Source organism: Pantoea sp. JK, from assembly GCF_026130245.1.
Classification (GTDB): Bacteria; Pseudomonadota; Gammaproteobacteria; order Enterobacterales; family Enterobacteriaceae; genus Pantoea; species Pantoea trifolii.
This window is the reverse complement of record NZ_JAINFN010000008.1, coordinates 157,524-177,625: the sequence shown is the minus strand read 5'-3', so window position 1 is coordinate 177,625 and position 20,102 is coordinate 157,524. Positions and strand designations below refer to the sequence as shown.

Annotated in this window: 17 protein-coding genes, 1 tRNA gene and 1 riboswitch; of the genes, 4 read left to right on the top strand and 14 right to left on the bottom strand. The window is 56.7% G+C overall.

The genetic code is table 11. The annotated features are described in order from the left end of the window. Positions 1 to 9: 9 nt before the first annotated feature. The 7 genes from dppC to PanJK_RS17710 all read right to left on the bottom strand — a co-directional run bounded on the left by dppC (position 10) and on the right by PanJK_RS17710 (position 7,843). Positions 10 to 912 carry a dipeptide ABC transporter permease DppC gene (gene dppC / locus PanJK_RS17740; protein WP_061719333.1) on the bottom strand — a complete coding sequence of 301 codons (903 nt, stop codon included), beginning with the start codon at positions 910 to 912 and terminating at the stop codon, positions 10 to 12. Positions 913 to 921: 9 nt separating this feature from the next. Beyond that, positions 922 to 1,941 carry a dipeptide ABC transporter permease DppB gene (gene dppB, locus PanJK_RS17735; RefSeq protein ID WP_154181932.1) on the bottom strand — a complete coding sequence of 340 codons (1,020 nt, stop codon included), beginning with the start codon at positions 1,939 to 1,941 and terminating at the stop codon, positions 922 to 924. Positions 1,942 to 2,139: 198 nt separating this feature from the next. Further along, positions 2,140 to 3,750, bottom strand: a complete 1,611-nt coding sequence (gene dppA, locus PanJK_RS17730) for a dipeptide ABC transporter periplasmic-binding protein DppA (protein WP_265301592.1) — start codon at positions 3,748 to 3,750, stop codon at positions 2,140 to 2,142. 957 nt (positions 3,751 to 4,707) lie between these two features. Then, positions 4,708 to 4,784, bottom strand: a tRNA-Pro gene (locus PanJK_RS17725). A 103-nt stretch (positions 4,785 to 4,887) separates the two neighbouring features. Continuing rightward, complete coding sequence (gene eptB / locus PanJK_RS17720; protein ID WP_265301591.1) at positions 4,888 to 6,579, bottom strand: kdo(2)-lipid A phosphoethanolamine 7''-transferase; 1,692 nt, start codon at positions 6,577 to 6,579, stop codon at positions 4,888 to 4,890. Between the two features lie 268 nt (positions 6,580 to 6,847). Continuing rightward, positions 6,848 to 7,276 carry an organic hydroperoxide resistance protein gene (locus tag PanJK_RS17715; RefSeq protein ID WP_265301590.1) on the bottom strand — a complete coding sequence of 143 codons (429 nt, stop codon included), beginning with the start codon at positions 7,274 to 7,276 and terminating at the stop codon, positions 6,848 to 6,850. A gap of 102 nt (positions 7,277 to 7,378) precedes the next feature. After that, a complete protein-coding gene (locus tag PanJK_RS17710; RefSeq protein ID WP_008104624.1) occupies positions 7,379 to 7,843 on the bottom strand; it encodes a MarR family winged helix-turn-helix transcriptional regulator in 465 nt (154 codons plus the stop codon). A 62-nt stretch (positions 7,844 to 7,905) separates the two neighbouring features. On the opposite strand from PanJK_RS17710, the gene PanJK_RS17705 reads away from it, so the two are divergent. Next, on the top strand, positions 7,906 to 8,499 hold the full coding sequence (locus tag PanJK_RS17705; RefSeq protein WP_265301587.1) for an HD domain-containing protein: 594 nt from the start codon (positions 7,906 to 7,908) through the stop codon (positions 8,497 to 8,499). A 42-nt stretch (positions 8,500 to 8,541) separates the two neighbouring features. On the opposite strand, the gene PanJK_RS17700 is transcribed toward PanJK_RS17705, so the two are convergent. The 7 genes from PanJK_RS17700 to PanJK_RS17670 form a co-directional block, all read right to left on the bottom strand. Next, positions 8,542 to 8,838, bottom strand: coding sequence for an HTH-type transcriptional regulator (locus tag PanJK_RS17700; RefSeq protein ID WP_008104629.1), 297 nt, complete (start codon positions 8,836 to 8,838; stop codon positions 8,542 to 8,544). Positions 8,839 to 9,085: 247 nt separating this feature from the next. Then, entirely contained in the window at positions 9,086 to 12,685 is a 3,600-nt protein-coding gene (gene uca / locus PanJK_RS17695; protein ID WP_265301585.1) for an urea carboxylase, read from the bottom strand. Positions 12,686 to 12,764: 79 nt separating this feature from the next. Further along, positions 12,765 to 13,400, bottom strand: a complete 636-nt coding sequence (locus tag PanJK_RS17690) for an urea amidolyase associated protein UAAP2 (protein WP_265301582.1) — start codon at positions 13,398 to 13,400, stop codon at positions 12,765 to 12,767. Then, positions 13,400 to 14,107: an urea amidolyase associated protein UAAP1 gene (locus PanJK_RS17685; protein WP_265301580.1), complete on the bottom strand. Its 708-nt coding sequence runs from the start codon at positions 14,105 to 14,107 to the stop codon at positions 13,400 to 13,402. Before PanJK_RS17685 ends, PanJK_RS17690 begins: the two co-directional genes overlap by 1 nt. Before the next feature lie 11 nt (positions 14,108 to 14,118). Continuing rightward, positions 14,119 to 14,865: an ABC transporter ATP-binding protein gene (locus PanJK_RS17680; protein ID WP_265301578.1), complete on the bottom strand. Its 747-nt coding sequence runs from the start codon at positions 14,863 to 14,865 to the stop codon at positions 14,119 to 14,121. Positions 14,866 to 14,875: 10 nt separating this feature from the next. Beyond that, positions 14,876 to 15,688, bottom strand: a complete 813-nt coding sequence (locus PanJK_RS17675) for an ABC transporter permease (RefSeq protein ID WP_008104638.1) — start codon at positions 15,686 to 15,688, stop codon at positions 14,876 to 14,878. Positions 15,689 to 15,702: 14 nt separating this feature from the next. Further along, positions 15,703 to 16,761 carry a putative urea ABC transporter substrate-binding protein gene (locus tag PanJK_RS17670; RefSeq protein ID WP_265301575.1) on the bottom strand — a complete coding sequence of 353 codons (1,059 nt, stop codon included), beginning with the start codon at positions 16,759 to 16,761 and terminating at the stop codon, positions 15,703 to 15,705. A 61-nt stretch (positions 16,762 to 16,822) separates the two neighbouring features. After that, positions 16,823 to 16,917, bottom strand: a riboswitch (guanidine-I (ykkC/yxkD leader). Between the two features lie 407 nt (positions 16,918 to 17,324). On the opposite strand from PanJK_RS17670, the gene PanJK_RS17665 reads away from it, so the two are divergent. From PanJK_RS17665 to PanJK_RS17655, 3 genes are read left to right on the top strand one after another with little or no spacing between them, the layout of a single operon-like run. Further along, positions 17,325 to 18,047, top strand: a complete 723-nt coding sequence (locus tag PanJK_RS17665; protein WP_256697982.1) for a FadR/GntR family transcriptional regulator — start codon at positions 17,325 to 17,327, stop codon at positions 18,045 to 18,047. After that, positions 18,044 to 19,039: an ABC transporter ATP-binding protein gene (locus tag PanJK_RS17660; protein WP_265301573.1), complete on the top strand. Its 996-nt coding sequence runs from the start codon at positions 18,044 to 18,046 to the stop codon at positions 19,037 to 19,039. The genes PanJK_RS17665 and PanJK_RS17660 overlap by 4 nt, the downstream gene beginning before the upstream one ends. Further along, on the top strand, positions 19,036 to 20,097 hold the full coding sequence (locus PanJK_RS17655) for an ABC transporter ATP-binding protein (protein ID WP_256697980.1): 1,062 nt from the start codon (positions 19,036 to 19,038) through the stop codon (positions 20,095 to 20,097). The genes PanJK_RS17660 and PanJK_RS17655 overlap by 4 nt, the downstream gene beginning before the upstream one ends. Positions 20,098 to 20,102 lie beyond the last annotated feature (5 nt).

Below are 20,102 nucleotides of genomic sequence, written 5' to 3'. Positions count from 1 at the left end.
GGTGCCTCTTTACTGCTTGAGTTTCGGGTCGAGTGCATCACGCAAACCATCGCCCATGAGGTTGAATGCCAGAACCGTTAGCAGAATGGTCACTCCAGGGAATGTCACCACCCACCAGGCACTTTGCGCATACTGCAACACGTCGGAGAGCATGGTGCCCCACTCCGGCGTTGGCGGCTGCGCCCCCATACCGAGAAAGCCCAACGCCGCCATATCGAGGATGGCGTTGGAGAAACCTAATGATGCCTGCACGATCAGCGGTGCCAGGCAGTTAGGCAGAATATTGATGAACATCTGGCGCAGCGTACCGGCACCCGCCACGCTCGAAGCGGTGACGTAATCGCGGTTCACTTCAACCAGCACCGCAGCACGTGTCAGACGGATATAGTGCGGCAAGGCAACGAAGGTAATCGCCAGCGAGGCGTTAACAATCGATGGACCAAAGATTGCCACCAGCACCAATGCCAGCAGCAGGCTTGGCAGCGCCAGCATGATATCGACCACACGCATAATGATGGCGTCAACCACGCCGCCGAGGTAGCCGGCCATCAGACCAAATATCACGCCGAGAATCAGCGACAGCACCACCACCATGCAGCCGACCAGCAGCGACAGGCGCGCGCCGTACATCAGGCGCGACAGCACATCGCGGCCCACGTCATCGGTACCGAGGATGTAGCTCCAGCTGCCGCCTTCCTGCCAGACTGGCGGATGCAGCAAGGCATCGCGGAATTGCTCGGCCGGTGCGTGCGGTGCCAGCACATCAGCGAAGATGGCGATCAACAGCATCAGAACGATGTAAACCAGGCCGATTACCGCGCCTTTGTTACGTTTGAAGTAGTGCCAGAATTCCTGCAACGGGGTCATCGGCTTGGGTGCAGCAGTTACGCTTGCGGGATCAACAGCAGACATGATTCCCCCTTATTTCTTATGACGGATACGTGGATTGACCACGCCGTACAACAGATCAACCAGCAGGTTGACCACGATGATCAGAATCGCCACCAGCAGCACGCCGCCCTGCACCACCGGATAGTCACGGCGTTGCAGCGCTTCGATCAGCCAGCGACCAAGTCCTGGCCACGAGAAGATGGTTTCGGTCAGAATCGCACCGGCCAGCAACGTACCGACCTGCAAACCAATCACGGTGACGACCGGCAGCATGGCGTTACGCAGCGCATGCACCACAATCACACGCATACGCGTCAGGCCTTTGGCACGCGCGGTACGGATGTAATCTTCACCCAGCACTTCCAGCATTGAGGATCGCGTCATACGCACAATCACCGCCAGCGGAATGGTGCCGAGCACGATGGCCGGCAAAATCATGTGCATCACCGCATCTTTGAAATCGCCCTCTTCGCCCCAGAACAGCGTATCAATCAGCATAAAGCCGGTGAGTGGATGGCTGTCGTCGAGGAAGATGGTGTCGCTGACGCGCCCGGAGACCGGCGTGAGGTTCCACTGCACCGAGACCAGCATGATCAGCATGATGCCCCACCAGAAAATCGGCATCGAGTAACCGGTGAGCGAGATGCCTACGGCGGTGTGATCGAAGATCGAGCCGCGTTTTACTGCGGCCAGCACGCCAACGGGAATACCAACCGCCACGGCGAACAACATGGCGCAGATGCCCAGTTCCAGCGTGGCTTTGAAGCGTGGTACGAATTCGTCCCAGACCGGGATACGGCTTTTCAGCGAGATGCCGAGGTCACCGTGCAAGACGCCGTTGATGTAGGTGAGATATTGCTTCCACATCGGCTGATCGAGGCCAAATTGCGCCATCAGTTGCGCGTGACGTTCAGGAGAGATACCGCGTTCGCCGGCCATGATCAGTACCGGATCGCCGGGGATCAAGTGGACAAACGCGAAGGTCAATAATGTGATACCGATGAACGTTGGGATGACAAGGCCCAAACGTCGGAGTACGAATTGCAGCATAATCCTGGTTCTCTGACATTTCCCACAGCGTTACCGCCGGGGACAACATTGCTCAACACTCGCAGCCCGCCAAGGGCAGACGCGACGCAAGAAGCGCTTCAATATTAGAATTTGCCGGAAAAAAAGAGCGGAATACGGGCGGCGAAGGTGCCGCCCGAGGGCCAGCAATGCTGGCCCTGACCGCGATAATCCGAAAGGTTATTCCTGGATATCGACGTTTTCGAAGTGATGTTTACCTAATGGATCAACCACATAACCTGTTACTTTCTTGCTCACTGGCTCGTATACGGTTGAGTGGGCGATGATCAGCGCTGGCGCCTGGTCATGCATCACTACCTGAGCCTGTTTGTACAGTTCAATACGTTTGTTGTGATCGGCTTCAGCACGGGCTGGCTGAATCAGATCTTCAAACGGCTTGTAGCACCAACGTGAGTAGTTAGAACCGTCTTTCGCCGCTGCACAGCTGAACAGCGTGGCGAAGAAGTTATCTGGATCCCCATTATCACCGGTCCAGCCCATCATCACGGTCTGGTGTTCACCGGCTTTCGCGCGTTTCAGGTACTCGCCCCATTCGAAGGTGACGATTTTGGCTTTCACGCCAATTTTCGCCCAGTCAGCCTGAACCATTTCCGCCATGCGGCGTGCGTTCGGGTTGTATGGACGCTGAACCGGCATTGCCCACAGGTCGATTGAGAAACCATCCGGCATGCCCGCTTCTTTCAGCAGCGCTTTCGCTTTCTCAGGATCGTAGGCGTAATCTTTGATGTCGTCGTTGTAGCCCCACATAGTTGGTGGGATCAGGTTTTTCGCGGCCTGACCAGCGCCCTGATAAACGGCATCGATGATGGCTTGTTTGTTCACCGCCATGGTCAGTGCCTGACGCACTTTCACGTTATCCAGCGGCTTTTTCTCGGTGTTGAACGACAGATAACCGACGTTCAGACCAGGCTGCTCCATCAGGTTAATTTTGTCGTCTTTCTTCATGCTGGCGATGTCGGCCGGGTTCGGATACGGCATCACCTGGCACTCGCCTTTCTGCAGTTTGGCATAACGCACAGACGCATCTGGCGTGATGGAGAACACTAAGCGATCAATCTTCGGCTTGGTGCCCCAGAAGTCCGGGTTAGCTTTATACAGAATGCGCGAGTCTTTCTGATACTGCTGCAGCACGAACGGACCGGTGCCCACTGGATTGAGGTCCAGCTTCTCAGGCGTGCCCGCTTTCAGCATGTTGTCGGCATATTCTTTAGAAATGATTGAGGCGAAGTCCATGCCGAGGTCAGCGATGAACGGCGCTTCTGGGCGCGTCAGGGTGAAGCGTACGGTGTAATCGTCAACTTTCTCGATTTTGGCGATCAGCTTAGGCATGTCCATGCCTTCGAAGTATTCGTAGCTGCCGCCAGAAACACCGTGGTATTTGTTGTTTTTGTCGAGCTGACGCTCGAAGGAGAACACGACGTCATCGGCATTAAAGGTGCGGGTTGGCTTGAAGTCTTTGGTGGTTTGCCACTTCACGCCCTGACGCAGGTGGAAGGTATAGGTTTTACCGTCCGCGCTGACATCCCATTTTTCTGCCAGGCCTGGCTGCAGCTCGGTGGTACCGGTTTTGAACTCAACCAAACGGTTGTAGATCGGTACGGAGCTGGCGTCGTAGGTGGTGCCCGATGTGAAGAGCTGCGGGTTGAAGCCTTCCGGCGAACCTTCTGAACAATAAACGAGGGTTTTCGCCTGGACACCAGCGGCAACGGTCATAGCAATCAGGCTGAGACCGACCTTCAGCATCCTGGATTTAGCCAGGGAGTTGATCATGTTTTGCTCCATTGTGATGTGATGTTGTGTGCGTCGCCCGACCTCTGATTTTTTTATGCGGTTCGGGCAGGTCAATTAAGAGTAAGCAAAATGTGAGCGGTTATTTTTTTGTGCTGGCACCGTGGAATCTGTCAGACACGTCCTTCTCTACATTTTATTGACGCATCAATTTGTCAACAGTTGCAATGAACGTCAATACAGTGTGGGGTTATTTACACAGAGTGTGAGTAAGTGCAAGCAACGATAAAAAACACCCTTCTCAGCGTAAGCCAAAATTAAAAAAGGTGATAAAGCGCTCAATGCCGCGTGATTATCTGGCTATGTAGCCAAATGGCAGTGATTATCACCGTTAAAAAACACACAAAACTTATTGGTAAATGTTGAATATCTGAACGATTCTTCGTGCGTTATGACGTTCAGGCAGCGGAATGTGCTAGTGAAATGGCATAAGAAATCAGCATGATGCATAAACCGGTCATAAGAAGAATGTTTCGCGAATTAAGCCTGTTGGTGTGATTTGGCAAGGGATGCAGAGAGTAGACTGGGGATATTACTAGTTATTATTGATTTGACGCGTGGAAGGCTTAAATAGACGGGTTTTGCTGTTCGCTCGTTGCGTTGCTGAGGAAAGGCGGCTCGAACGCAAAGTCGGCGTGAATACGTCCCTGTAGCCTCGACCGCCGCATCCCTGCGGCGGACGCTTTGCTAACCGAGCCGCCTTCCCATCGCTGATCAACATCGGTGTGGCTGTATAACCCAACGCAGCGGAGCCCCATTAAGGATGAGATACAGGGCCGCGGAGTAAAGCTTCCGACGCAGGGATGCGTCGGCAGAGCCCACAGGGATGTGTCCACGGCGACTTTACGGAGCGGCCCTGTATTTCAGCCTGATCGGCACAAGGCCCAACAAATTACAGACGAAAAAAAACCTGCTTATAAAAGCAGGTTTCTTCAAAGATGGTCGGCGAGAGAGGATTCGAACCTCCGACCCACTGGTCCCAAACCAGTTGCGCTACCAAGCTGCGCTACTCGCCGATGGGGGCGCATATTACTGCGCTGCTAAAAAAGCGTCAATGCCTTTTACTGAAAACCCATCTGATCGCCTGGAAAGCAAGCAGAAGTCAGCAACCCCAGCAAATCACAGCGGTTTAGCAGGCGTGGCCGGAGGTGCCGAACACCAGTTATTCGCGTCTTTAATTCCGCCGTCTGGCGAGGTGTAGCCGAGGCAACCCATAATGGTATCGAACAGCTCAACATGGCGATGAGTTTTACCCACGCGCTGCTGTGCCTGCAAACGTTCGAAGTTGCTGCGGTTAGTTGGGTCCTCAAGATACTTATCAGAAGCCCACACCATCATCGGTACGCGGAATTGCTCCGGTGGCGCCATCTCGCGCGGCGTGCCGTGCAAGTGCATATTCTCGCTAATCGACTCACCGTGATCGGAGGCGTAGAACACAATCGCCTTCTTATCACGCAGTTGATCGAGCACGCTGTCCAGCATGGTATCAACGTACAAAATCGAGTTGTCATAGGCATTAATCAACTGCGCTTTACTGCACTTCTCATCAACGCCCATGCATTCCGGCTTATAGCGCGCGAAATCACGCGGGTAACGCTGAGAATAAAGGTAGTGCGAGCCTTTAGTGTGCAGAATCACCACATGCTTGCCTTTCGGGAAGCGTTGTAACGATGCCTGTAACTCCGGCACTAACAGCATGTCATCGACCGCTTTGCCCTGATTACGCTTCTCTGAGCCAATCTGCTCGCGGAACGAGAAGTTATTGGTGTCAGCGTTATCGTAGAACCACACTTCGCTCTGCATCGCGAACAACTCAGACGTAAAGCCCAGCTCTTTCAATACAGCGAAAACGTTTTGTTCTTTCAGCGTGCGACCCGGATTATCCATGGTGCCGCCTTCGCGCACGAACATGCAGCGCAGCGACAGCTTGGTGGCGGTATCACAAGATTCACCACGGAACGCGACCAGATTCTTCTCTTTCGACAGCTTCGGCGTGGTATCACGATCGTAGCCAAGCATCCCCATGTGATCCCAGCGCGTGGTTTCACCAATCACGAACACCATATAGGTATCGTCGATGCCCGCTGGCGCGACGTAGGTAAATTTCTTCGCCGGATCGAGCAACTCCTGGCCATCCCACTCTTCATCGACTTTAGTCCAGGCAAACAGGCCCAGTGCGGCGATCCAGTTGGATGGCAGATAGGAGTGCGCCACCACGCCGCCATAACTCGGTAAATCGATGTTGGTGATCTCTTCATTCACCTTTTGCAGCTTGTCGAAATAGCGAATTGGCAGCCACACCAGCGCGACGCTCAGCAGCATAACGGCTATCGGCTTCAGACGTTGGCCAGGCGTTTTAAGTTGTTCAATCAGCGTGTGGCTGAGGTTATTGCGCCAGATAAGCAGCAGCGGCAGCGCGCTCACCAGCACCATCCACAACACGAAATGCAGGCCAATCACTTCTTTAGAGAGATCGATATCGGTGGTCATCACCGAGGCGATAATGCCGTAACCAATCACCACGTTGAAAAACGCCATGTAATAGGCGGCAGCAACAGAAATGATCACGGTGAGTGTGGCCAGTATGCGATAAGCCCATTTCCCGCCCAGCGACAGCAGGCGCATCAGGAAAAAGGTGAGAAGTACGGCAGCCATCACTTCTGCGGCAGCTGAGAGCCAATTTGAGATATTGGATTTTGTTAAAAAGCCGTCAAAGCGGCGATAAAATATTGGCAAATTCAATAAGATGCCCAGATAGAGGGCAAGCAGCAGAGACAGCTTTTGCTGCGTTAAACTTTTAATATAATTCATGAAAATATCTATTCCCGACCTGGTGTCGTTGTATCAACCGTTATGTGACTGTTTAAAGACAGCAGAGTTCGCTAAACCGCGGAAAAAGCGTGACGCAAGATGCAGGATCGGGACGATTCCGACTGGCGAAGAGGCGATGGCGCGAAGCCGAGCAGTAGAACATTTAACCAATGGTAAGACCAGACAATTTTTCTAATTGAAGCAGTTCGAATGTAATTCAGATGTAAAAAAGGCTCCCGCAGGAGCCTTTTATCGCTAGCCACATCAATTAGTTGATGATGTTCAGCATCACGTCGATGTTGCCACGCGTTGCGTTTGAGTATGGGCAAACGATGTGCGCCGCATCCACCAGCTTCTGCGCTTCAGCCGCGTCCATTTCTGGCAGATGGATATTCAGCTTGGCTTCAATTCCGAAACCGTTCGGGATTGGGCCAATACCCACTTCGCCTTCAATCCATGCATCTTTCGGCATCGCAATCTTGTCGCGGCCAGCTACAAACTTCATCGCGCCGAGGAAACAGGCTGAATAACCCGCGGCAAACAGCTGCTCTGGGTTAGTCACTTCGCCGCCTGCGCCGCCCATCTCTTTTGGCACGCCCAGTTTTACATCCAGCACGTTGTCAGAAGAAGTCGCACGACCATCACGACCGCCGGTGGCTTTTGCTTTTGCAGTATAAACAACTTGTTCTAAAGACATATTAACCTCGTTAATTCGCTATATAATCGCGCACTACTTATTATGCGCAAACCTGAAGGTCATCTTTGGGGATGTCGGGACAGCGACTTCCCCTACTCAACATCAATTGGCGCGGTAAAGGCTGTCGCGCAACTCGTCTAACTGACCTTTCAGTGACGCCATTGCCTGATCATCGCAGGCCGTCGCACACTGAATGGCTTCCGGAATGCTTTCCGCTTTCTCACGCAACGCTCGACCTTCATCGGTCAACGTCACCACAACCTGACGCTCATCCTGGCGTGAACGCTGGCGTCGCAGTAAACCCGCGCTCTCCAGACGTTTCAGCAGCGGCGTCAGCGTTGCTGAATCAAGAAACAACTGCTCGCCAATCTCGGAAACCGTCACATCGTCCTGATTCCACAGCACCAGCATCACCAGATATTGCGGATAGGTAATCTCCAGCCTGGATAGCAGCTGGCGATAGACTTTGTGCATCGCGAGATTCGCCGAATACAGCGCAAAGCAGAGCTGCTGATCTAACTGAAGTGGCGCCTGCTTCACTTTTTTGTCATCTTGATTACTGTTCATGGGTTTGAATATAAATAGCGCGCTAGATAATTGCAAGCGACTTTTCTCTGGGAGAGTGAAATATGCGAGATTCACTGGAAGAGCAAGCGCGCCGTTATGCCACTGAAGCGCATGCTGCTGCGGGTCAACGCCGCAAATACACTGACGAGCCTTACATTGTGCATCCGGCTGCCGTCGCCGAGTTAGTGCGTAGCGTTACCGATGATGAACAGATGATTGCCGCCGCCTGGCTGCATGACACAGTTGAAGACACGTCCAGCACCTTAGATGATATCGAGCGCCATTTCGGCGCGCGCGTGGCGGACCTGGTAGATCAACTCACCGACAGCGCGCAGCCTGCAGCGAAAAATCGCGCCGCACGTAAGCTGGCGCATTTCCGTCATACCGCCGATGCCTCGCCCGAGGCGCAAACCATCAAGCTGGCCGACATCATCGACAATACTCGCGCCATCGTGCAGTACGATGCCGACTTTGCGCGCGTGTATCTGGTGGAAAAGCAGATTCAGATTCAGCTCCTGCGCGAGGGCGATAGTCATTTGTGGCAGCAAGCAGAACAAACCATCAAACAGGGATTAGCGCAATTAGCGCAGCCGCCATACAGCGTGCCAGAGAGTTGGTTCATCAAACAGGCGGCAAAGTACGGCGCTATAAATTAAAAAACCCGCCATTTAGGCGGGTCGGAGCATCCTCAACAAGGATTACTCCAGCAGCTGGCGCCCTAAATACGGGTTAGCTTGTAACAGCTTCATCAGTTTGCGCGCCGTAGCGGAAGGACGCGTACGTTGCGCCTCCCAGCTTTTAACTGACGAAACGCTAACACCCATCACGCGGGCAAATTCGTCAACCTGCATGCCGGTCATTTCGCGTAAACGCTGCGGCTCGGGAACTGTAGTCTGGTTGATAGAAATTTCTGATACGGATGGCTTAGCGTCACGTGTCAAAACAATCTGCTCAAGGCTGCTGAGCAACTCGACCATGGGATCTTTTAATTCCATAGAGAACTCCTTAAAAACTCACTATGAAGCACGTGAAAGTAGAGAGGTAAGCGCCACCAGGCGCTGAAACCGGACGATCAGGCTGTATCCCGTAGCGGTTTCGCATAGTTATTATCAAACCGATGCGGGACACAGCCTGTTGAGCACTGCAAAAGATGTCAGGGCAATGCAACAATAGTTCGGGTTTCTAAGTATGGGACAGATCCCCGACTTTGCTGCCAGATTCCTGATTATTTTTTATTCTTTCTTATGCCACTTTTGGGTCGATCACCATAAGTAATTGACCCGCCTGCACTTGCTGCCCAGACAGCCGCGTCAAACTATGGATTTTTCCACTGACCGGCGCGACAATCGGGATTTCCATCTTCATTGATTCGAGGATGCCGACCGTGGCACCCGCACGAATTTCACTGCCTTCCTCCACCAACCATTGCCACACGCTGCCGGCCACCTGACTCTCAACGGGATGACATCCGGCTGGCACCACACTCTCTTCGCCGCTCTGCGCTTGCAGCTGGCTATCGAAGGTAAACTGCCCTTCAGCACGCCAGCGCGCCAACTCCTCATCAAATGCCTGCTGGCGCTGTTGCTGGAAGGCATCAATCTCCTGCGCTTGCTGCGTCAGCATTGCCTGATAGTCGGCGAGACGGAATTCGCCCTGTTCCACGCGCAGCGGATAATCGCCCCACGGAAAACGCTCACGAATCTGCAGCAACTCGTCGGCCTCTACCGGATAAAAACGAATTTGATCGAAGAAGCGCAGTAACCAGGGCTGGGTGAATGCAGCGGTTGGGCGATCGCGGTTCCACATCTGCATGGTACGTCCTACAAATTGATAACCGCCCGGCCCTTCCATGCCGTACACGCACATATAAGCGCCGCCGATCCCCACCGAATTCTCCGCCGTCCAGGTGCGTGCCGGATTGTATTTGGTGGTCACCAGCCGGTGACGTGGATCGAGTGGCGTCGCCACCGGCGCACCGAGATAGACATCGCCCAATCCCATCACCAAATAAGAAGCGCTAAAGACGATCTCTTTTACCGCCTCAATGCTATCCAACCCATTGATGCGGCGAATAAATTCAATGTTGCTTGGGCACCACGGTGCATTCGGTCTGACGGATTGGTCGTAGCGCACAATCGCTTCACGGCAGGCTGCATCATCCCAGCTGAGCGGCAGCCATACGGTGCGCGAAGGCACGGCCGCATCGGCCAGGCTCCCCAATGCTAAATCAGCGTGCAATATTTGCGCCAATAGATCACTTCTTGCGCACAGCTGCGCGTCATAGTGGATTTGTAGCGAGCGGATGCCAGGCGTCAATTCCAGTTGCCCCGGCAGCGGATGCGCTTCCAGCCATTGCATTAGCGCATGCACGCGAAAACGCAGCGCGATATCCAGTTGCAAATCGCCATATTCCACCAGCAGAAAACGGTCGCCCGCTGCTCGAATAGAGAGCGAAGGACGTTGATCCGCTGCCGCATGATGGTGCAGCACAGGATCAATCAACGGCAGCGCCGCGTTCACTGTAATCGGTTGAGATTGCAGTTTGATGATCTCGTCCCGCTGCGCCTGCGCCAGGTGATCGGCGGTGAAAAGATCGATCGGCTGGAACTGCACGCGATCGCCGGCTTTCAGTTGCCCCAGCTTCCACAGATCGGCCTCGATCACCGTTGCCGGGCAGACAAATCCTCCCAGCGATGGGCCATCCGGGCCGAGGATCACCGGCATATCGCCGGTAAAATCCACCGTGCCGAAGGCGTAGGCATTGTCATGGATGTTCGAAGGATGCATGCCCGCTTCGCCACCGTCGCTGCGCGCCCAGGTCGGTTTTGGGCCAATCAGGCGAATGCCGGTGCGGCTGGAGTTGTAGTGCACTTGCCACTCAGCGGCAAAAAATGCCGCGATGTCGTCATCGGTGAAGAAGGTGGGCGCGCCATGCGGGCCGTAAATCACCCGCAGCTGCCAGCAACCGTTAAGTTGCGGCAGCAGTTCGTCAGGCAATGTTGCGGCACTCAACACCTGCGGCGCGGCGAGATGCAACACATCACCGGCGCGCAGCGCGCGTCCGGCATGACCACCAAATTTGCCGAGGGTGAAGGTGCTGCGGCTGCCCAGATAGCGCGGCGTGTCGAGGCCACCAGCCAGTAGCAGATAGCTGCGGCTGCCGTCACGCACCTCGCCCAGCGTCAGCGTTTGCCCGGCCTGCGCCGTTAGCCGCTGGTTCATCGGTAACCTTTGTTGATCGAGTTGCGCGGCAATCGGCGCGCCGGTCAGGACAAAACTGCAGGCCTGGTTGAAGCGCAGCGTCGGGCCACGCAAGATGATCTCCAGCCCGGCGGCCTGAGCATCATTGTCTAACAGGCGATTACCCAGCTGGAACGCGCGGCTGTCGAATGGACCGGAAGGCGGCACGCCAACGTGCCAATAGCCGATGCGGCCCGGCGCATCTTGCACTGTGGTTAAGGTGCCGCCGCTGAGAATATCCAGCGTTGGCGGCTGCCACTGCAGGGTGCCGAGCGTGGCGGTGATGATGCGTCCCTGCTGCACGTCCGGCAGCGTGCACAGCTGGCGCAGCCACAGCAAATTGGTTTCGATGCCGTACAGCTCGGTGGCGTGCAGCGCCTGCACCATGCTGCCGAGCGCGCTGGCGCGATCGGCAGCATGCACAATTACTTTCGCCAGCATCGGATCGTAAAACGGCGAAACCTCCATGCCGCTCTCCACGCTGTTGTCGATGCGCAGCGTGGCCCCCTCAATCTCAGTGGGGAACTGCACATGGCTGAGCAATCCAGCGCTGGGCTGGAACTGCTTAGCGGGATCTTCGGCGTAAAGTCGTACCTGAATGGCGTGACCTTGCGCGACCGGCTGCAAATCGGCCAGCGGCGGTAATGTTTGCTGCGCCAGCTCCACCATCCAGCGCACCAGATCGACGCCATACACCATTTCGGTGACGCCATGTTCTACCTGCAAACGCGTGTTCACTTCAAGGAACCAGAACTGCTGGCTGGCATCGTCATACACATATTCCACCGTGCCCGCGCTGCGATAGTTCACCGCTCGCGCGAGCCTGACGGCGGTGGCCTGCAACTGCGCGCGCACCGCTGCGCTCAAGCCCGGTGCGGGCGTCTCTTCCAGCACCTTTTGATTGCGGCGCTGAGCAGAGCAATCACGCTCACCAAGCGCGATCACTTCACCTGCGCCGTCGCCAAAAATCTGCACTTCGATATGGCGCGCACGCGCAATGAACTTCTCTAAAAATACGCCATCGTCGGCGAAGTTATTGCCTGCCAGGCGCTTCACGCGGGTAAATGCCGCGTCGAGCTGTTCGGCATCGTCACAGCGCTGCATGCCAATCCCGCCGCCGCCCGCGGTGCTTTTCAGCATCACCGGATAGCCAATCTGCGCCGCCATCTGCTGCGCCTCGGCCAGCGAAGCCAGTAAGCCGCTGCCCGGCAGCAGCGGCACGTTGTTCTGTTCGGCCAGCGCACGCGCGCTGTGTTTCAGGCCAAAAGCCGCCATCTGCTCGGCGCTCGGCCCAAGAAAATGCACGCCCGCCGCTGCGCAGCGCGTGACGAATTCTGGATTCTCACTGAGAAAACCGTAGCCCGGATGCAGCGCCTGCGCGCCACTCTGCGCGGCTATCGCCAGCAATTTATCCTGATTGAGATAAGTGTCTCGCACCTGACCTTCGCCGAGCGACCAGGCTTCATCCGCCAGACGCACATGGCGCGCATGGCGGTCGGCTTCGGCATACACTGCAATCGCCCGGATATTCATGGCTTGCAGGGTACGAATAATGCGCACGGCAATCGCGCCACGGTTGGCAATTAATACGCGATCAATCATGACTGAATACTCTCGTTGCGGCAGGTCGTCCTGCGTGGCATTGACGGCAGAAATCGGGTCGTCCCGTTGCGTCAGAGAATCACCACACGCTGACTAAAATCGGCGTTGGGTTGTAACCGTTGCAGGGATTGTTGAGCTGCGGGCAGTTGGAGATCAGCACCAGCACGTTGATGTGCGCCACCATCTCGACATATTTGCCCGGCGCAGAAATGCCGTCGGCAAAGGTCAATCCGCCGTCATGCGTCACCGGCACGTTCATGAAAAAATTGATGTTGTGGGTGATGTCGCGGCGCATCAGGCCAAACTGCGGCTTCTCCGCCACCGCCAGCATCCAGCTATCGCGGCACGAATGCATATGGCGCTTTTCCAGGTCATAGCGCACGGTGTTGCTCTCGCACGAGCAGGCGCCGCCCAAGGTATCGTGACGGCCGCAGGTATCGGCGGTAATGGTCAACATCGGGCGATCACGGTTGGAGCGCAGCACGCTGCCGGCCGTCAGAAACACATTGTTCTGCCCGCGCAGCGTGTCGCTCATGCTGTAGCGTTCAGCGGTGTCATCAGCATTGAAAAACAGCGTATCGGCGGCCTGATTGCCTTCCAGATCGGTGATGCGTAGCGTCTGACCGGCTTCGATACGCTGCAACCAGTAATCACCGGCATCAATTTGCTGTTGTAAGCGCGCTTCGTCTGGATTGCGCGGACTTTCAGTGATCATCACATTTCTCCTTGCAGTTGATACAGCGCGTTATTACGCAAGCCGCGTTGATTTTCAGCACGTTGCAGACAGATTTCGGGTAATGGCGCGTGCTGAGCATCCAGTTCGATCTGCACCGGCTGGCGCGGATAATCCAGCGATGCGCTCAGCGGATGCGGGCAAGTGTGCAGCAGCACCAGCGTGTCCATCGCAAAACGTAAACGCACGCTGGCACCCGCCGCGCCCTGACGTTCCAGCCGCAAAGTGCCGTTATCGTCGGCGCGCACCTGCGCAAACAGATTGAGGCAGGACGCCATATCGCGCTGGCCGAGCCCATACTTCGCCAGCTCGACGAGAAAGCTGTCGTAGCCGTTTTGATGGCGCAGGTTGCGCGCCTGTTGATAGGTGCTGGCACCAAAGCGCGCGGCGGTTTGTTCGGCATTCAGCGTGCCGCACACGCTTTCGTGCCAGCCGAAGCTGTCGTGTTCAATGCCGCAGAAAATGCGTCCCATATCTGAATAGAGACAGTGACCGGCGGTGAGGCGGAAAGTGTGCTGGCACTTCAAAGTGTCAGGCGCGTTATAGCGCTCCAGCAGGTTTTCCGGGTTGTAAAACAGCAGGCCGATGTTGGCGCCACCTTCCACATCGGTGAGGGTCAGCGCGCTGCCGCTGCGCATCACCAGTGACCAGTGCGCGCCGCTCGGCAACAAGGTTTGATAAGGCTTCATGGTTTTCTCCTTTAGGCGACCAGCGGTTCGGATGGCTGTGTGCGATCCAGCGGCAGGTCGTACGTGATGGTCGCGCCCCAGGCTTCAGGCGCGTGCGGATCGTGGCGCAGCTTGTCAAACACCAGCAGACGCGAGGCGAGGCTAAATCCCTCTTTCAGATCGTGGGTGATCATGAAAATCGTCAGGTTGTGCTGCTGCCACAATCGGGTAATCAGTTGGTGCATCTCGCCGCGGATGCCGGGATCGAGTGCGCCGAAAGGCTCATCCAGCAGCAAAATGCGCGGCTGCTTCATCAGCGCCTGCGCCAGCGCCAGACGCTGCTGCATGCCGCCCGACAGCTGATGCGGATATTTATTCTGCGCATGTTCCAGGCCGACCTGCGCCAGCATGGCCTGCGCACGCTGGCGAATCGCCTGACGCTTCTTTCCCCACACGCGGCCCAGCCAACGCGCACTGCTGAACTCGTCGCCCAGCATCACGTTGCCCAGCACCGTCAGATGCGGGAACACTGAATAGCGCTGAAACACCACGCCGCGATGCGCATCCGGTTCGTCGGGAATCGGTTCGCCATCCAGTAACAGCTGGCCTTTGCTGGGCGCTTCAGTGCCGAGCAGCATATTCAGGAAGGTGGTTTTGCCGCAGCCGGACGCGCCGACAATCGCCACAAACTCGCCCTCTTCGACCTCGATATTGAGGCGCTCCAGCACCACTTGCTGGCCGTAATGTTTCTCAAGGTTTTTCAGTTGCAGTAACGGCATGGCTCGCCCCTTATTTCGCGTGATACCACGGCCAGCAGCGACGGCTAATCAGCCGCAGCAACAGGTCGAGCAGGAAGGCCAGCAGCGCGATCCACGCCACGTACGGCAGAATCACATCCATTGCCAGATAACGCCGCATCAGGAAGATGCGATAACCCAAACCTTCTGTGGCGGCGATAGCCTCGGCGGCAATCAAAAACAGCCACGCCGACGCCAGCGACAGCCGCACCGCATCCAACAGGCGCGGCATCAGCTGCGGCAGGATCACGCGCCACAAAATCTGCGCGCTGTGCGCGCCAAGCGTCTGCGCCTTCACCAGCTGCTCGCGCGGGATTTTCTGCACCTGCAGCTGCAAATCGCGGGTAATCAACGGCGTGATGCCAATGACAATCAACACCACTTTCGACACTTCGCCGAGGCCAAAACAGATAAAAAGAATCGGCAGAATCGCCAGCGGCGGTACCAGTGCAAACAGCGTCACCAGCGGCGCCAGCACCGCCCGCACCACCGGCAGCGCGCCGGTGAACAGACCCAGCGCCAGCGCCAATAGCGCGCTGATCGCCACGCCACACAGCAAACGCAGCAGACTGGCGGCGGTATCGCTCCACAGCAGATATTCACCGGTGCGCGGGCTGGGCTGAAACGCCATGCGGCTGATGGCGTCGCCCATGGCGTTAAAGCCCGGCAACAGCTTGTCTGCCGCATTCAGGCTGAGACGCGCATCCGACGCGAACAGATACACCAGCAGCAGCGCCAGCAGCGGCAAGATGCCCAGCAGCAAGCGCCCCAGCGGCAGCGGTTGGTAGTTGATCAACTTACGCATCGGCATCGCCTCGCTTACAGCTGCCCGGCGGCGGCCAGTTTGGTGTACTCATCGGTGAAGCGCAGTTTGATGTTGCCCGCATCGCCCCAATTGCCCGCAGGCGTTGCCACGCCAACCACATCGGCGCTCGGCGCGCCCTCGCCCAGCAAGCCGTGCTTGAACGAGAACTCGGCGACCATCTGCATGGTGGCTTTGAGCTGTGGGCTTTGGACGAAATCGAGGGTGGTTTTGGCATCGCTGAACAGATGCGTGGCGGCCAGCTGCTGATCAAAGCCCGCCAGATCGGTGCCGGAAGCCTGCGCCATTTGTGTGCGTGCCGCTTTGGCGCTGTCGGTTGGGCCGGACATGGTTTTCAGCGTTTCATACCATGCGCCGGTCAGCGCTTTGCCGAGCTGCGGATACTTTTTAAGCGTGGCGCTGTTGACCACCAGCAGATCGAGGATTTCACCCGGAATTTGCGCGGAAGAGAAAATCAGATGACTGTTCGGCTGCTTCTCCGCTTCGGCGAGCAGCGGATTCCAGGTCACGATAGCGTTGACATCGGCGGTGCCAAACGCCGCCACCAAATCGGCATCGGCGGTGTTCACCACTTTGACGTCTTTCTCGCTCATGCCGGATTTTTCCAGCGCTCGCGCCAGCAGGTAATGTGAAACCGAGAGTTCGACCAGATTGATCGGCTTGCCTTTCAGCGCCGAGAGGTTGCCCGCGCCTTTCAGCAGAATGCCGTCGTTACCGTTGGAGTAATCGCCGACGATCAGCGCCGTGCTATCCACGCCGCCGGTAGCGGGAATGGTTAGTGCATCCATGTTGGTCATGGTGCAACCCGCAAAGCCACCGGCGGTGTATTGGTTCACCGATTCGATATAGTCGTTAACCTGCACAAACTGGATATCGATGCCGTATTTGTCGGCCCATTTTTTGACGATACCGCTCTGCTGCGCGTAATCCCACGGCATCCAGCCCGCGTAGATCGACCAGCAAATCTTGAAGGAGGGTTTGTCGGCGGCCAGCGCATTGACGCTGAACAGCGTGATGGTGCAAAGCAACAGCAGGCGAAGGCAGGCTTTGATCATGATGGTTCCTCTGACGTTAACGGGCGAAAAAAGCAGGAGGCGGCGAGCAACGTTCTCGCTTTCCTCCCGGGCTTTTTTCCCGCCGTGTAACCGTCAGAGGACGGTCGTTCACTCTCGGACCAGCATCTTTCGACCGGAACCCTAGTGACCCATTGCAAATTGTCTGGCGACCTCGGTTGCCCGCTATCGCTCCTGCATCTGCGTTAACACATACAAAATGGATGCCAAGGTTATATCCCGCTGAAAAACATAAAATATTAACGATCCGCGCGTCGCCGCTTTGCTGGCATTGCACAGAAAAGCAGCGTGCGCGCACCAACGTGAAGCAGCCCATCGATGGAAACGTTGACGCCTCTCGCAATTCCGAACGGGCACTGAAAAAACTTTTACTTTGCGATCATGTGGTTATTACACATTGATGACACACCAAGCTGAACCAATTAAGTATTGGTTCACTTCTTGCCTACGCTAAGAAAGCGGTCCAATTCGCCTTTCATCAGGAAAAGGGCTGGATACGCGGCGTTTACCGATCTTTTTCTGATGCATAAACAGGCGAACCAATCATGAATGACACGCCAGAAACCAGCCGCAACTCCAGCACCGCACTTGAGCAACTGCGCCAGCTGATTCAGCAACAGGAGCACACGCCGGATCGCGCGCTGCCCACCGAACGTGAGTTAGCGGAGCGCTTTGGCGTGGGTCGTCGTGAAATTCGCCGGGCATTGGATGTGCTGGAAGAAGAGGGCCGCATCTGGCGTAAACAGGGCAAAGGCACCTTTGTTGGGCCCTCCGCGCCGGTGCAGCCGCTGGTGTTACAGGATCTGCCGCAGCAATCGAATCTGCTTGAAGTGATGGAAGCGCGTTTGCAGCTGGAGCCGGGGCTGGCAAGTCTTGCCGCCCTGCGCGCCACCAAAGAGCAAATTGCCTTGATGAAACGCCTGCTGGAGCGCATGCACGCCATCACGCCGCCAGAAGATGGCGATCAACATGAACTGTGGGACAGCGCCTTTCATCGCGCCATCGCCGAAGCAGCAGGCAATCGCCTGATGCTCGGGCTGTTCGACGCCGTTGATGCCGTGCGCCGCGATCCCGGCTGGCAGCATTTGCGAGTGCAGGCGCGCACCCCGGCGCGCCTGGATAACTATGACAACCATCATCAGCGGCTGGTGATGCACATCGCCCAGCGCCAGCCTCATGAAGCGGCAGCGGCGATGCGTGAGCATCTGCTTGCGCTGCAACAGGCGCTGATGGAAACGCTCTATTCCCGCCAGGAGGATATGCCATGACCGCACATCCCGTTTTATCGCTGCGCAATCTGCGCGTGCAGTTTCGCGGCTCGCCCGTCACGGTGCTGGATGATATTTCTCTGCAGCTAGAGGCGGGAGAAACGCTGGCGCTGGTCGGTGAATCGGGCTGCGGCAAAAGCATCACCTCACTGACGTTGATGGGTCTGCAGCCTGACAGCGCGCACATCTTGCAGGGCGATATGCTATTTGATGGCCGCGATCTGCGCCAGCTCAGCAGCAGCGAATACGCCAGCCTGCGCGGCAACCAGCTGGCGATGATTTTTCAGGAGCCGATGACCTCACTTAATCCGGCCTTCACGCTTGGCGATCAGCTGAGTGAAGCGGTGATGCGCCATCGCAAAGTGAATAAGCGCCAGGCAATGGACGCGGCGCTGGCGATTCTGCAAAAAGTGCAAATCCCGGCACCAGAACTGCGGCTCAAAGCCTATCCGCATCAGCTCTCCGGCGGCATGCGCCAGCGCGTGATGATCGCGATGGCGCTGATCAACCAGCCAAAACTGCTGATTGCCGACGAACCCACTACCGCGCTCGACGTCACCATTCAGGCGCAAATTCTGGCGCTGCTGAACACCCTAAAACAGGAAACCGGCACTGCAGTGCTGATGATCACCCACGACCTCGGCGTGGTGGCGGAAGTGGCGCAGCGCGTGGCGGTAATGTACGCCGGTCAGGTGGTGGAGAGCGGCAGCGTCGAGCGTATTTTCAACGATCCGCAGCATCCTTACACCATTGGCCTGATGGGCTCAATTCCCAGCCTGAGCGCACGCGAAGGTGCGCTGGCCACCATTCCCGGCCAGGTGCCGTTGCCGGAAAACATGCCGGCTGGCTGCCGTTTTGCCACGCGTTGCCCCTTCGCCGAAACACGCTGCCACCAGCATCGCCCGGCGTTACGCGCGCTGGCGAACGATCATCAGGTGGCCTGTTTCCGCGCCCCGTTAGAGCAATACGTCACGCTGGGAGAAAGTGCATGAAGCCGATTTTAGAGTGCCGCGATTTAAGCAAAACCTTCTCCGCGGGCAACCGGCTGTTTTCACGTAATCGCGGCGTGACGGCGGTCGATCGCGTTTCGCTGCAGGTGATGCCGGGCGAAACGCTGGCGATTGTCGGCGAATCCGGTTCCGGTAAATCGACGCTGGGCCGTTTGCTGCTGCGGTTATTGGCCGCCAGCGCTGGCGACGTGTTCTATCAGGGCGAAAGCATTACTGATGCCAGCGGCGCGCGGCTCAATCAGCTGCGCCGTGAATTGCAGATTATCTTCCAGGACCCGTTTGCCTCGCTCAATCCGCGCATGACGGTGCAGCAGATTGTTGGCGAACCCTTGTGGCTGCACGAAAAGATGAGCCGCGATCAGCGCCATTCGCGCGTCGCCGAACTGCTACGCACCGTTGGCCTGCCTGCGGCCTGGGCCGAGCGTTACCCGCACGAGTTTTCAGGCGGTCAGCGCCAGCGCATCGGTATTGCCCGCGCCCTGGCATCCCAACCGAAATTATTGCTCGGCGATGAGCCGGTTTCAGCGCTGGATGTGTCGGTGCAGGCGCAGGTGGTGAATCTGCTGGAGAGCCTGAAACAGCAGTTTGGTCTGACGATGGTGATCGTGGCGCACGGTTTAGCGGTAATCCGTCATATGAGCGATCGCGTGGCGGTGATGTATCTCGGTCAGATTGTCGAACTGGCCAGCGTCGATGAGATTTTTGATGCGCCGCTCCATCCTTATACGCAGGCGCTGATTGCCTCTGCGCCGCAAATGCAGCCGGGTGGCAACCGCACCATTCCGATGTTGCAAGGCGACCTGCCCAATCCCGCCAATCCACCGAGCGGCTGCCGTTTTCATACCCGTTGTCCCTATGCCACGGCGGAATGTCGCCAGTTTGAACCGATTAATCAGGTGCTGAGCGGCGGCCGTCAAATTGCCTGTCACCGCTGGCAGGAGATTAATCGCGATCGCAGCGTCATCACTCTTGCGCCACCTTCCGCCGCTTTTTTACGTCGCCGCGCCCTGTTTGAGCAGGCGGTGAATCAGCAAGCCTAACCTCT